Raw genomic sequence first — 13,748 nt, forward strand, 5'->3', positions numbered from 1 at the left:
CGTCATGGCGTCATTGCCCTTCGTGGCTGAAGCTCGCCCGCTGCGTGTGATCGAGCCGGTGGTGCGTCCTGCCGGCGATCAGCTCGGTGTTGTCGGAACAGAAAGCAGTGCTTCGCGGGCATTGGCGCTGGCCGAATGGCTCGGAGTGCGCCTGCGATCGTCGGATGCCGACCGGCTGCCGTTCGAGCTGCAGCTCTCGGATACCGGTCTGGCTCTGGCGGGTGACCGTCGCAGTTTTGGTGCACCGGTGCAGGTGGACTTTCTGGCCGGCCGCGCCGCGCATCGTCAGCAATTTGGTGGAGGGCGAGGACAATTGGTGGCGCGAGCCTGCGGCCTGAAGCGAGGTGTAACGCCTCAGGTCGTGGATGCCACGGCCGGTCTGGGGCGAGATGCCTTTGTTTTGGCTGGCCTGGGGTGTTCGGTGTTGATGCTGGAACGCAGCGCTGTCATTGCAGCGCTGCTGCACGATGGTTTGCTGCGAGCGGATGGAGAGGCAGCGCTGGCGCCGATCATGGCCAGGCTGAATCTGGTTGCCGCCGATGCGTCCGTGTCATTGGCAGCAGCCATGGCAGAGGCGTCGACCTCGCCCGAAGTGATTCATCTTGACCCCATGTATCCTCACCGCGGTGGTTCGGCACTGGTGAAAAAGGAGATGCGTCTGTTTCGGGCGCTGGTGGGTGATGACGTCGATACCCCCCAATTGCTGGAGGCAGCGCTGGATGTGGCCACTCATCGTGTGGTCGTCAAACGTCCGAAGGGTGCCCCTGTCATCGATGGCCCCTTGCCGCAGCACAGCCTGGAATCCCGCGGTACCCGCTATGATCTCTATGTACACCGCTCGCTGGAGCGACGCTGATGCTCCTGCCGCTGGGGCACTCCTCGAATAATCGTCCTGCTCTGATTGTTACGCCTTCAAGGGTTTATCATTCCTCCTTCGTTGCCTGGTCGGCGGTTGTGGAGCGTGCTGTCATTTGGGTCAGACGATGGCGCAGTTCGGGGTCGAACAGCAATCTGCTGTGACGCAGGGCTTCGATCAGACGCTCATCGAAATGCAGATAGCCATTGTGATCCGACCATAGCCAGCCCTGTGTTTCGAGACTATCGAGCAATCCGCTGAACAGACGCTGATCGAAATACTCCGGCGCGTTGAGCCCCTGCAGCAGTGTCAGTCGCTCTGCCAGCTGGCGACTCTGCTCGGCCAGAGCATCACGTGTGAGCTGACCCGGGGGGTAGCGCATCAGGGTAGAGAGCAATAGAAATCCGCGTTCCAGAGTGGGCTGAATGGTCCGACCCAACAGGTGGAGTCGCTCCCGGGCTTCGGTATGCGCAGCAGGACGTTTCCAGCGGGTACCGTCGCGTTCCAGCAGCCCCTCGGCCGTGAACGCATCCAGCAATCGTGTCAGCCAGTCGAGGCTCAATTCGCGATGGCCGAGAAAAAGTTCCTGGCGCAGTGTGGGCCAGGCCGGCGCGATTAGTTCATGCAGCTCATGGGCGTCCAGACGCGAATTGTTGCGAAAGGCGAACGCGACCAGTGCATGAGCGGCGAACAGATGCAGGATATTGTTGCGATACCAGGTCAGCAGGGTGGCTTGTTCACTGGAAACGGTAGAGAGCGCGCCGAGGGACTGGTCGAGCTGCTCGATCATGCCGAGTGAGACGCAATGTGCGACCCAGGCTTGTGGCTCGCCCTCCGGCAGCCGCACTCGTTCTCCGCCGGGGACATGACGTTGCAGGGCGACCAGAGTAGCCAGCTGACGATAGAGCAGAGTGGTTTCAATGGTCCTGTGGGAGGTTCCCAGCACTACCATGGCGACCAGTGCGACCGGCGTCATCGAGGCGGCGGCATTGATACGTGATGCCAGCTCGAAACCAAGATCGGTAATTGTTTCACGCCGCCAGGCTTCGGGCTGTTCCCTGGCGCGCTGACGCCAGTCAGGCGCCTGGTCGTCCAGCCAGAGGCCCAGAGTCAGCGGTTCTCCGAAGCTGACGTGGACCTGGCCAAACGGTTGGCGCAGATGCCGCAGTACACGTAGCAGGCGTAATGGGCTCTCCCGACGCTTGTTGCCAGTACGTAGTTCGCGTATATAAGCGCTGGATTCGAGGACCTTTTCATAGCCGATATACACCGGTATGAAAGTCAGCGGTCGTCCATGCCGGCGTTGCCAGGAGCCCAGTGTCATGGCCAGCATCCCGGGCTTCGGTGGCAGCATACGACCGGTGCGCGAACGTCCCCCCTCGATGAAATACTCAACAGGATGGCCTGCCAGCAGCAACTGGTGCAGATATTCATTGAACACTGCGCTGTAGAGTCGGTTGCCGCGAAAGGTACGACGCATGAAGAAAGCACCGGCTCGGCGTAACAGTGGTCCGATGAGCGGCATGTCAAGATTGCGCCCGGCCGCGATGTGCGGCGCCATCAGCCCATGGCGATAGAGTAGCCAGGAGAGCAGTAGATAATCGATATGGCTGCGATGGCATGGCACATAAACGAGTTCGTGACTGCCTGCCAGTGCCTCGACTTCCTCGAAGTCGTGCATCCGGACACCGTCATACAGCTGCTGCCAGAGTCTGCCCAGCAGCTGATAGAGGATCCTGAGTACCGGCCAGGACATGTTCGAGGCGATTTCGAAACCGTAACGCAGCGCTCTGCGCTCAGCGCGTCGCCGCGGTTGCTGGCGCTCCTGGGCGGCGGCGTCAATGGCGGTAGTAACGTTCGGGCGCTGTACCAGCCTGTGCACCAGGGTGCGCCGATGGGAGAGGTCAGGACCAATGGCCTGACGGCGGGTGCGATGAAAGTCACGGCGCAGCAGGCGCTGGATACGAGGCACCGGGTCCCGGCCGTTAATGGCATAGCGCGCAATCAGTCCCTGCAGGGAAACAGGCTCCCCGGGGCGTGCCTCAACGATTCGTGCATTGACGATCATGGTCATCAATCGTCGCAGGCGTCCGCCCAGCGGCCAGTCATCGGCTGTCAGCAATCGCCATGCACCGGCGGCTTCCCGCTCCGGCATGCGTCCCCAGAAGATGGTGACAGGGATCAGTTGCACGTCTTGTTCGGGAGCGTGTGCCACTGCCCTGATCAGATTGGACAGCGAAGGCGAATAGCGTTTCTGGCCGCTGTCGCGGTGCAGCCATTGCAGTGCCTCATGATGCCCCTCTGGCAGTATGATCCGACGGTCGGCTCGGGGTAGCTCATGGCGCCGGCACAGCAGGCGCACTGCCAGCCGATCGGAAAGGGCTGGTCCGGGCAGCACATAGACGACCGGTGCAGTGTCATCTGCCTCGGGTTCCGGCAGTGGCTCGACGCTACGAAAGCGGATCAGCGGTGCCAGTAGTGCTTCAGCAGCCCGGGCGGCGCCCCGGCGGAGAAAAGTCGGTACAGTCATCAGGACCCCGGGCAATCGTGACGGACAACAGTATAGCGATCGCAGTATCGACGGCGAGGTACGTTATCATCAACGGGCGCCCCCCCGAGCAGATCAGGTAATGAGTGAGCACAGGAGGAAATCGGATGAGAGAGCCATGGCGCGATGGCAATGCCGTGACACTGTTGCCAGAGGCGCAGCGTTTTCTGCCTGCCCTGTTCGACGCCATCGAAGCAGCCGAGCACCTGATCGATATCGAGCTATACGCCTTTGAGGATGGCGTGCTCGGAGAGCGTATGATGGCTGCGCTAGCCCGTGCCGTGCAGCGCGGTGTCCGAGTCAGACTGCTGCTGGATGCCTGTGGTAGCTGGGCGCTGTCCACTGCCAGTCGGCGACGAATGCTTGACAGTGGCATCATGTTACGCTTTTTTCATCCGCTCTCCCTGCGCCATTTCAGTCGTTTTCTCTCGCGCGATCACCGTAAACTGGTGGTGGTGGATGAACGGCTTGCCTTTACCGGCGGCTTCGGAATGACCGATCAGTTTCTCAATGCCTGGTTCGATGTGGCAGTGGCGGTGCAGGGAAACTGTGTCGCCGACTGGCAGGCCCTGTTCGAACGCGTCTGGAATTCACGACCGGCCCATCCCCCTCACGAAGTCGAATCCCGGCCAACGTCTCAAAAAACGCGCACACCCCCCACCGCATCGCACGACACCCATGGCATGCGCGGGCGAGTGGTCTGGGGGCAGGGCTATCGTTATCAGGCCATACGGCGCTCGTTACATCATCATGTGAATACTGCCGAACGGCGTATCTGGCTATGTACGCCCTATTTCGTGCCCACTCGCAGTCTGCGTCGGTTGCTGCGGCGTGCGGCACGTCAGGGCGTGGATGTGCGACTGCTGCTGGCGGCGCGAGACCATGATCATCCGGCCGTTCGATACGCCGGGCAGCGTTTCTATACGCATCTACTGCGTGCCGGGGTGCGCATTTTCGAGTTTCAGCCTGCCTTCATTCATGCCAAGTTCGGCCTGTGTGATGACTGGTGCACCATCGGCTCCTGCAATTTTGATCATTGGAGCCTGCAATGGAACCTGGAAGCCAATCAGGAAATCGATGACCCGGCTTTTGCGGCCGAGCTGGAGAGGCTGTTCGAGCGCAATTTCTGCCAGAGCCGCGAGGTGACGGTTTATCAATGGCAGCAACGCTCACGCTGGCAGCGTCTGCGAGAGTGGTGCTATGGCACGCTCGATGCCCTGATTACCCGTTTGCGCTGATTCAGCGCCCGCGACGTCTCGACTGTGATTTTCCCGAGCGTGGTCCGGCGCCTGGTTTATGATGCTTGCTCGGTGTTTCAGCAGGTGCTCGATAGAGCAGATAGAGATCCAGGGTCAGTTCGGGTAATTGCTCGGCCAGTCGGGTCGCCTCTTTGGCATCCTGGCCGACACCAGCAAGCTCGGGGTCTTCTTCGTCAAAGAGACCGGAAAGAATCATGAAGGGAAGTAGCAGCTCGGCTGCCTGGGCTTCGTAATTTCCGAACCAGGCTGTTTCATCGCTGAAAACGCCTTCCATGAATCCGGCACACCAGAGCCTGACCGGATGCTCCTGATCTGCTTCTTCTTCACTCATGTCGAGATCGAAGGGAAGATCGGGGACATCACCCGCCTCGAAGGCGCGGGCAGCATTGGCACACAGCTCTTCAAGTGCCGACTCGATGGCCTGCTGCTGTGCGGCATCATCGAACTCGGGAGGGGTATCGAAGATGGTAGTCAGTCGGGCGTCACGTTCGGTTGGCGCAGTGGTAATGGCCTGAGCGACCAGATAACCATGGGCTCCGAACAGGTCGAGTGCCTCATCGCTGACTCGCTCCGAATCGAGAAAGTCGTATAGCAGATCAAGCTGATCGTCATCGAGCAGCGGATACGGCTGGGGTGTCTCGGCCATGAGAGCGGCTCCGGTTATCGAAAGTGGGGCGCTTTACGTTCAGCGACGTGGCAAGCATTCTATCATCCTGCACTACGGCTGCTGCATGTGATGCATGCCATCACTGCGCCCAGGGGCGATCACTAGGGTGGCCCCGGGCAGCCATTGACTGTCAGGACCTCTCGAGCATGACCGATGAACAATTGCAGCAGCGTCTGCTGAATTGCGCAGAATGTTGCTGGCAGCAGGCAAGCGCGCATTATCCTGCTCTGCCGCAACCGCGAATCTGGTTCGATCTGCGCGGGCGCAGTGCCGGTCAGGCGCATTACCAGCGTGGTGGACTGCGGTTCAACATGACGCTTTATCGCGATCAGCCGGAGACTTTCCTCGCCGAAGTCGTCCCTCATGAAATGGCGCACTGGGTGGTGCATCACAGCGTCCCGCACCGGGTTCGTCCCCATGGGCACGAGTGGCAGTCGGTCATGCGTGAACTGTTCCGATTGCCCCCCCGCGTGACTCACACCTTCGATACCTCTCGCGCCACCCCGGTTCCCTACGGCTACCGCTGCCATTGTGCGCGCTTGCACCGTTTTACCGCTCGTCGCCATGCATTGGCACGTCGGGGACGTCGCTATCGTTGCAGATACTGCCAGGGCGTACTGCATTATCAGGGGAGAATTGATCCACACAGCTGATACAGCGGTATGGCATTCTGTCATGGCGCATCAAGTTCCTGTTTTGACAAGGCAACTCTCGCGCGGTCACGACCAAGGTCTAATGGGAGAGGGCCGGGTATCTCCGGCTATCCTGACCCGACAATCCGAATTCCGACTGCCCGACGTGGGCACCCATACTGGAGGGCCAGCCATGACAGAGAGTGTCAGTAGTGCCAAAGCGCAGCGGTATCCGATTGATCCGGATATTCGCTCACGGGCCTGGCTCGACGAGGCGCAATATCATGAGATGTATCAGCGTTCGATCGAGGATCCGGATGGGTTCTGGCGTGAGCAGGCGAAAACGCTGGCATGGTTCAGGGAACCCGAAACCATTTCCAGATCGACTTTCTCGGCCAATGGTACGGATATCCGATGGTTCGAGGATGGCACACTCAACGCTGCCTGGAACTGTCTTGATCGGCATCTTGAAACACGCGGAGACCAGCCGGCGATCATCTGGGAAGGAGATGATCCTGCAGATACGCTGACCCTGAGCTTTCGCGAGTTGCATGCCAGGGTAGGGCAGTGTGCCAATGCGCTGAAGTCGCTGGGTGTGTCGCGTGGCGATACCGTGACGCTCTATATGCCGATGGTGCCTGAAGCCGCCATTGCAATGCTGGCATGCGCACGCATCGGTGCGCTGCACTCGGTCGTCTTCGGCGGGTTTTCTCCCGATGCGCTGGCCGGTCGTGTTCAGGACTCCGGATCACGAGTGGTGATTACTGCCGATGAGTCGGTTCGGGGTGGGAAACATATCCCGCTCAAGGATAACGTGGACGAAGCACTGAGTCGTGAAGGCACGGAGATCGTCGAGCACGTGCTGGTCGTTCGTCGCACCGGTGGTGAAGTCGCCTGGCACGATCGGGATCGCTGGTACCACGAAGTGGTTGATGGGCAGTCCGATGAGTGCCCGGCCGAGGAGCTGGGGGCCGAGGAGGGGCTGTTTATCCTTTATACCTCGGGTTCGACCGGCAAGCCGAAAGGACTCAAGCACACCATTGGCGGTTATCTGCTTTATACCTCAATGACACATCGTTATGTATTCGATTACCACGACGGTGATGTGTACTGGTGTGCCGCCGATGTCGGCTGGATTACCGGGCACTCCTACATTGTCTATGGACCGCTGGCCAATGGGGCGACGACACTGATGTTCGAAGGGGTGCCGAGTTATCCGACTCATGGTCGGATTGGCGAAGTCATCGATCGTCACGGTGTCAATATTCTCTACACCTCGCCTACCGCGGTACGGGCGCTGATGGCGCACGGTGAACACATCATGGACTCGAGTTCACGTGACTCGCTGCGCATTCTCGGCAGTGTGGGCGAACCGATCAATCCGGAGGCCTGGTCCTGGTTTCATCGCGTAGTGGGTAACGGTCGCTGCCCGATCATGGATACCTGGTGGCAGACCGAGACAGGCGGACACATGATTACGCCACTGCCCGGGTTCTCCGAAATCAAGCCCGGCTCGGCAATGAAACCCTTCTTTGGTGTTCAGCCGGCGCTTTATGATAACGAGGGCAATCGCCTGGAGGGCGAGGCTTCCGGCAATCTGGTCATCGAAGCCAGCTGGCCTGGTCAGGCACGCACCATCTGGCACAACCACGAGCGCTTTGAGCAGACCTATTTTGCAATGCATGAAGGGGTCTATTTCACTGGTGATGGTGCTCGGCGTGATGCGGATGGCGACTACTGGATTACCGGGCGAATCGATGATGTGCTCAACGTCTCCGGCCACCGCCTGGGGACTGCAGAAATCGAATCCTCACTGGTGGCGCACGAGGCGGTTGCCGAAGCGGCAGTGGTCGGTTACCCCCATGATGTCAAGGGGCAGGGCATTTACATTTATGTCACTCTTGCTGACGGAGTAACGCCGAGCGAAGAGCTGCGCAAGGAGCTGATTACCCAGGTGCGCCATGATATCGGCCCCATCGCAACGCCGGATATCATCCAGTGGGCGCCGGGTCTTCCCAAGACACGCTCCGGCAAGATCATGCGTCGCATTCTGCGCAAGATTGCTTCCAATGAGCTTGACGGGCTGGGAGATACCAGCACCCTGGCGGACCCCACGGTAGTTGAGGAGCTGATTGAGCATCGTCCTCGATAATAAAAGGGGGTATCGTGCAATCGACAGGCGGGCCAGTGACCCGCCTGTGTCATTTGCGGCGCTGATACGACCAAAGGGGGGCTTATCCTTTGGTATTCAAAAAGCACTGCGGTAGTATGCGCTGAAGGCGTGACAATTTGACGCACCTCGCAGCGCCGACGATCTGGTCGCCCGGCCGCATACTGACTGGCGGCTCTATAAATACAGCGCTGACACCTTCGTCGAGGTGTGGCAGGGTTTGGAGGAGACTGCATGGCGTTTGCCCAGAAGTTCATCGTCGCCGACGATCATCCATTGTTTCGGGCGGCCCTGACGCAGTCATTGCGTCAGGTGGCAGCCAATGCCGAAATTGTCGAAGCCGATACCATGGATGCGACCCTGGATGCGGTAACCCGTCATCCGGATGTTGACCTCATTCTGCTGGATCTTCGCATGCCTGGAGCGCATGGTTTTTCCGGTCTGATTCAGTTGCGGGGTCAGATGCCGGATATCCCGGTTGCCGTTATCTCGGGAAGCGAGGAAGTACACGTGGTGCGACGGGCGATCGACTACGGCGCTTCGGGATTTATTCCCAAATCCGCCTCTCTGACGGTGATCTCCGAAGCCATTGGCGAGATTCTTGACGGCGAGGTCTGGTTGCCGCCGGCAGTGGCTGATGCCCTGGGCGATGGCAATGAAGAGGAAGCGAAATTCGCTGAAGCGATTGCTTCGCTGACGCCACAGCAGTTTCGTGTGCTCAATATGCTCACCGAAGGTCTGCTCAACAAGCAGATCGCCTACGATCTGAACGTTTCGGAAGCCACCATCAAAGCCCACGTGACGGCCATTCTGCGCAAGCTTGGGGTTCATTCACGTACCCAGGCAGTCATCGCCGCCCAGAAGCTGGAAGTGGACCCACCGAAGATCGAAGAAAACTAGCGTATTTCGTTATTTCGCTGACGCTGCGCCCGGGTATTCCCCGGGCGCAATGCGTTCGGTTGCCTATTCGCCTGGCGGGGTGGCGGAAGTATGGCGCCGGGCCTGCAAGGTACGGGTGAGCAGAGCGCGCAGGGCAGCCGGTCGTACCGGCTTCATCAGTAGATGATACCCGGCCAGCTTGACCTCTTCGGCAACCTCATCGGTACGATCGGCCGTGATCACGATGCCCGGGACTTCCGATGAGAAACGCTCGCCCAGTGCTTCCAGAGCCATCAGACCGGTAATTTCGTTATCCAGATGATAGTCGGCGAGAATGGCGTCGGGATCGCCGTCCAGGTTACGCAGCACCGATTTGCTACCCCCGATCGAGGTAGCGGTATAGACTTCACAGTCCCACCCTTCCAGCATCGCCTTCATGCCTTCAAGCGTCATGTTCTCATTATCGATGCAGAGAATGCGGGCGCCCTTGAGCTTGTTGGCGGCTCGATGCGGTCGAGCGGTTTCGCTTCGTCCGGTTTCGGCACGTTGACCTCGTTGCCAGGGCACGGTCAGCGAGAAGACAGTGCCTCGTCCGAGCCAGGAGCGAATTCGAATGGGATGCTCCAGTACTCGTGCCATGCGATCGGCTATCGATAATCCCAGGCCCAGCCCTTTTTCGCTCTCGCGATGCCGAGAGGTCTGATCGAGCCGACGGAATTCCTGAAAAATTTCTTCCTGTTTGGTCTCGGGGATGCCCGGGCCGGTGTCCCAGACCTCGATTGTCAGCTGTTCGCCGTGGCGCCTGCAGCCCAGCAGTACCCGACCCTGTTGGGTATAACGCAGTGCATTGGAGAGAAAGTTCTGGATGATGCGTCGCAGCATCTGAGGATCGCTGTCGACCATGGAGCGGGTTTCCACCACATCAAGATCCAGTCCGCGATCGGCGGCCATGACTTCGAATTCGGCACGCAGGGGCCGGAATATCTCTTCCAGTGCAAATACCTGACGGCGCGGGGTGAGTGCCCCCGAGTCGAGCTTCGAGATGTCCAGCAGAGTGCCTAACAGCTCTTCAGCAGCCTGCAGGGAATTGTCGATGTGCTCGAGCGTGCCTGAATGTTCGGTTTCCTCGAGGCGTTGTGAAAGCGCCGATGTAAACAGGCGAGCAGCATTGAGTGGCTGCAGCAGGTCATGACTGGCAGCAGCCAAAAAGCGTGTCTTGGATGTATTGGCAGTTTCCGCTACCTGTTTGGCCTGGCGCAGAGCGCTTTCGGCTTCGGCACGCACCTGGTTTTCCTGACGCAGTGCCTCGTTGACCTCGGAAAGTGCCTGAGTACGTTCGCGTACGCGCTCTTCGAGGTGTTCGTTGGTCTCCTTGAGCGCGATTTCGGCCAACCGGCGCTCGGTGATGTCCTGATAGAGGGCAAAGAAACCGAGAACGCGTTGTCCTTCACGAAAGTGCGGCGTATAGGTCGCCAACAGATAGCGGGTGCCACCCTCGCCATCAGTCATTGACAGCTCCCATGACACTCGCTCACCGGCCAGCGCACGCAGCATCCATGGCGCACGCTCGCGCCACATGACCGGACTCATGACTTCCTCGGCACGTTTGCCGATGGCATCCAGCCGATCGATGCCCATCACCGACTCATAGGCGCGATTGGTAAAGAGGTAGTGACAGTCGCGGTCGAAGTAGGCGATGAGTGCCGGGACGTTATCGGTATAGATGCGGATGTTGTTTTCCGAGCGGATCAGGGCTTCTTCGGTACGTTTCTGGCTGGTGATGTCCTGATAGGTGTAGACGAACCCTCCGCCCGGCATCGGGTTGCCCTCGACATCGATGACGGTACCGTCCTGGCGATAGCGTTGATAATGGTGCGGCTGACCGGTGCGAATATTATCGATCAGCAGATTGACATGCTCTTCCGGATCGCCCGGTCCGTATTCGCCCTGATGGGCGTTGTAGCGAAAGATGCGGTCGATCGGTACGCCTACCCGGATCAGGTTGTCGGGAAAGTCGAACAGCTCCAGATAGCGCTGATTCCATACCACCATCTGCAGATTGTGATCGACCACCATGATGCCCTGAGCCACATTCTCGATGGTGGCCTGCAGCAGCGCTCGGTTGAATTCCAGCACCTGAGAGGCTTCATCAACGATCGAGACCACGTCCGAAATGGCGACATCGCGGCCCGACAGGGCTGAATTCACCACAATGCGTGCCGAGGAGGCGCCAATGGCCGAGGAGAGCAGACGTTCACTGAACTGAATGAGATCAATGGAGGCCGGGGAGCCGGGAGCCAGTGCCTGTTGATTCTGGCTGGCATACCGTTCGAAGGCGCGTTCAACCTGCTCCTCGCTGAGAAACCGCTTGCACAGATTCTGTAGATCACCGACGGATGTGGAACCGCGCCAGGGGCGATTGATGGAGGTTTGTCGGGTTTCGACACTATCGACGAACAGGGAAGCCTGAATGCGCTCGACCACGCGCTGGTCGGTCACCTGTGAGATGAAGATGTAACAGAACAGGTTGACGCCCAAAGACAGCAGTACGCCATGGGTCAGCGGATCGCCCAGTGCCAGTCCGAACAGGTGAAGTGGGCTGAGCAGGGCAATGCCGAAGGGGCCGCCGGTGACCAGGGTTTCGGGTAGCAGGCCGGCTCGCGCCAGTGCTGGTACCAAAAGCGTCCAGCTCCAGATGGCGAAGCCCAGCGTCATGCCGACGCTGACGCCCAGACGATTGCCGCGCTTCCAGTAAAGTCCCCCGATCAGGGCAGGCGCCAGCTGGGCCAGGGCAGAAAGCGACAGCCAACCCAGTGCGGCCAGTGAGCTTGATTCCGCTACCAGCCGATAAAATCCGTAGGCCAGTGCCATGATCAGGACCATGATCAGGCGTCGGGTCCTCAGCACCCAGCGGGCATAGTCACCGCGATGCGCATCGAACCACTTCAGGCGCAGCAGTAGCGGTATGACCAGTTCATTGGAAAGCATGATGGCCAGCGTGACACCGGCCATGATGACCATGCCGCTGGCGGCGGCGAATCCACCCACGAACGTCAGCAGCGTCAGCCAATGACTGCCGGTAGCCATTGGCAGATGCAGTATCCACTCGTCAGGGCTGATGCCGGTATGGCCGAACAGGCTGAGGCCGGCACTGGCCAGTGGCAGGACAAAAAATCCCGAGGCCAGCATGTAAAGAGGAAACAGCCAGCGTGCCCTGGCACTGTCATCGCCATGGGTATTTTCCAGCACGGTGACATGGAACTGGCGAGGTACACAGAAGACGGCCAGCATCGCCAGCAGGGTCTGGGTCCAGAAACCGTTGCCAAAGGAAGTCTCGCTGAACTGCCGGTTCAGCTCGAGTGCCGCCCAGGCTCGCTGACTGAGGTCATCCAGCCCGCCAAACATGCCCCATGTAATGACGATGCCCAGTACCAGAAAGGCGACCAGCTTGATGATCGATTCAAAGGCAATGGCCTGAATCAGACCTTCATGGTGCTCGGTGGCATCGGTATGTCGGGTGCCGAACAGAATGGCGAAGAGTGCCATCAGAATGGCCACATAAAGTGCGGTATCACCAAAGAGAGGAGAGCGCACCATGTCACTGTTAACGGTCAATACAGTGACGCTGGCGGCCATGGCCTTGAGCTGCAAGGCCACGTAGGGCAACGCACCCACCAGTGCCACCAGACTGGTAAAGGCGGCCAGTGCCTGTGACTTGCCATGGCGCGAGGCGATGAAGTCGGCGATTGATGTGACATTCTGACGTTTGGCGACCCGAATCATCTTGGCCAGAACCGGCCAGAACAGAAGAAAGGCCAGAATGGGACCGATGAAAATACTGGCGTAGGGCAGCCCGGCCTTCGCCGCCTGGCCGACACTGCCGTAGAAGGTCCAGGAGGTACAGTAGACGGCCAACGCCAGGCTGTAGACCATCGGCCGTCGTCGTGCCGGCCCTCTTAGTCGTGCGCGCCGGTCTCCCCACCAGGCAATGAGGAACAAGGCAGCGATATATCCAATCGATATCGCTATCAGCAACCAGCCCTGAAACATGATGTTCTCTCCGTGACCCGGCTTCATTGACGTCATTGCCCGCCGGTGGACTGGCGGGCGTGATCAGTCGCCGCCTGCCGGGCAAGGAAACGTTGCGATAAGTATCACATCATGGCCTGCGCATCATAGACCGGCTTGCTTTCGGATGGCCTGTGCGGGTCGTTCGACCAATGTCGTCGCGACCTGGGCGGGCAGGAGAGGGCAGAGTATGAAAAAGCGGGAGATCGCGCTCCGGCTGGAAGAAATGTTCTGTTAGCCACTGCATGATCGGGAGTCTGCCAATGGCGCAAAGAGAAGGCCTGTCGAAGCCGGGTTATTGCCGATCAGGAAAAACCATCGTCAAAAGTACTGAATGGACGTCAATGTCACAGGCCCGCGATGACAGCAAGGAAGTATCATGGTCATGAGTTCTATGCTGACACTGGGTATTGGCCTGCTGTTGCTGCTGGCGGCTTGCTGGCATTACGCGTGGCGTACCCATGACATTCGACCACTGATTCTGTTCTGGTCTCGGCGGCTATGTCTGTCACGTGGTGAGTCATATTGCCAGCGTCTGGCGATCATGATGCTGCTGACCGGTATGCTGATGCGCTACATGACGCCAGCAATGCCCGGCTGAGGCGCCACGGTTCGCACCTGCCGGGCGCGCGGTGATAGAATCGCTGTCCTTTTCGCAGCCCGAATCAG

General features: G+C 59.3%; 9 protein-coding genes. 6 read left to right on the plus strand and 3 right to left on the minus strand.

All coding sequences use genetic code 11. From position 1 onward, the window contains the following. The first annotated feature begins 4 nt into the window (after window positions 1-4). Window positions 5-856 (plus strand): class I SAM-dependent methyltransferase, encoded by an 852-nt coding sequence (locus FY550_RS04895; protein ID WP_084387921.1) that lies wholly within the window; start codon window positions 5-7, stop codon window positions 854-856. A gap of 67 nt (window positions 857-923) precedes the next feature. On the opposite strand, the gene plsB is transcribed toward FY550_RS04895, so the two are convergent. Further along, window positions 924-3,386, minus strand: a complete 2,463-nt coding sequence (gene plsB / locus FY550_RS04900; protein WP_084387922.1) for a glycerol-3-phosphate 1-O-acyltransferase PlsB — start codon at window positions 3,384-3,386, stop codon at window positions 924-926. A gap of 125 nt (window positions 3,387-3,511) precedes the next feature. Between plsB and FY550_RS04905 the strand changes: the two genes are divergently transcribed. Further along, on the plus strand, window positions 3,512-4,642 hold the full coding sequence (locus FY550_RS04905; RefSeq protein ID WP_070976191.1) for a phospholipase D-like domain-containing protein: 1,131 nt from the start codon (window positions 3,512-3,514) through the stop codon (window positions 4,640-4,642). A 1-nt stretch (window position 4,643) separates the two neighbouring features. On the opposite strand, the gene FY550_RS04910 is transcribed toward FY550_RS04905, so the two are convergent. Continuing rightward, a complete protein-coding gene (locus tag FY550_RS04910; protein ID WP_070976192.1) occupies window positions 4,644-5,309 on the minus strand; it encodes a YecA/YgfB family protein in 666 nt (221 codons plus the stop codon). Window positions 5,310-5,476: 167 nt separating this feature from the next. On the opposite strand from FY550_RS04910, the gene FY550_RS04915 reads away from it, so the two are divergent. From FY550_RS04915 to FY550_RS04925, 3 genes are all read left to right on the plus strand, one after another. Then, window positions 5,477-5,983, plus strand: a complete 507-nt coding sequence (locus tag FY550_RS04915) for a SprT family zinc-dependent metalloprotease (RefSeq protein WP_070976195.1) — start codon at window positions 5,477-5,479, stop codon at window positions 5,981-5,983. A 172-nt stretch (window positions 5,984-6,155) separates the two neighbouring features. Further along, window positions 6,156-8,114 carry an acetate--CoA ligase gene (gene acs / locus FY550_RS04920; RefSeq protein ID WP_070976197.1) on the plus strand — a complete coding sequence of 653 codons (1,959 nt, stop codon included), beginning with the start codon at window positions 6,156-6,158 and terminating at the stop codon, window positions 8,112-8,114. Between the two features lie 252 nt (window positions 8,115-8,366). Beyond that, window positions 8,367-9,032, plus strand: a complete 666-nt coding sequence (locus FY550_RS04925; RefSeq protein WP_070976199.1) for a response regulator — start codon at window positions 8,367-8,369, stop codon at window positions 9,030-9,032. Window positions 9,033-9,095: 63 nt separating this feature from the next. Here the strand turns inward: FY550_RS04925 and FY550_RS04930 are convergent, their stop codons facing one another. Continuing rightward, window positions 9,096-13,061, minus strand: coding sequence for a hybrid sensor histidine kinase/response regulator (locus FY550_RS04930; RefSeq protein WP_070976201.1), 3,966 nt, complete (start codon window positions 13,059-13,061; stop codon window positions 9,096-9,098). 403 nt (window positions 13,062-13,464) lie between these two features. On the opposite strand from FY550_RS04930, the gene FY550_RS04935 reads away from it, so the two are divergent. Then, on the plus strand, window positions 13,465-13,680 hold the full coding sequence (locus FY550_RS04935; protein ID WP_139148616.1) for a hypothetical protein: 216 nt from the start codon (window positions 13,465-13,467) through the stop codon (window positions 13,678-13,680). The last annotated feature ends 68 nt before the right edge of the window (window positions 13,681-13,748 follow it).

It is taken from the genome of Kushneria phosphatilytica (genome assembly GCF_008247605.1).
Lineage (GTDB): Bacteria > Pseudomonadota > Gammaproteobacteria > Pseudomonadales > Halomonadaceae > Kushneria > Kushneria phosphatilytica.

Bases quoted from the DNA above. Each gene is read 5' to 3' on its own strand.
- FY550_RS04895 (WP_084387921.1), top strand. From the start codon at position 5: ATGGCGTCATTGCCCTTCGTGGCTGAAGCTCGCCCGCTGCGTGTGATC.
- plsB (WP_084387922.1), bottom strand. From the start codon at position 3,386: ATGACTGTACCGACTTTTCTCCGCCGGGGCGCCGCCCGGGCTGCTGAA.
- FY550_RS04905 (WP_070976191.1), top strand. From the start codon at position 3,512: ATGAGAGAGCCATGGCGCGATGGCAATGCCGTGACACTGTTGCCAGAG.
- FY550_RS04910 (WP_070976192.1), bottom strand. From the start codon at position 5,309: ATGGCCGAGACACCCCAGCCGTATCCGCTGCTCGATGACGATCAGCTT.
- FY550_RS04915 (WP_070976195.1), top strand. From the start codon at position 5,477: ATGACCGATGAACAATTGCAGCAGCGTCTGCTGAATTGCGCAGAATGT.
- acs (WP_070976197.1), top strand. From the start codon at position 6,156: ATGACAGAGAGTGTCAGTAGTGCCAAAGCGCAGCGGTATCCGATTGAT.
- FY550_RS04925 (WP_070976199.1), top strand. From the start codon at position 8,367: ATGGCGTTTGCCCAGAAGTTCATCGTCGCCGACGATCATCCATTGTTT.
- FY550_RS04930 (WP_070976201.1), bottom strand. From the start codon at position 13,061: ATGTTTCAGGGCTGGTTGCTGATAGCGATATCGATTGGATATATCGCT.
- FY550_RS04935 (WP_139148616.1), top strand. From the start codon at position 13,465: ATGAGTTCTATGCTGACACTGGGTATTGGCCTGCTGTTGCTGCTGGCG.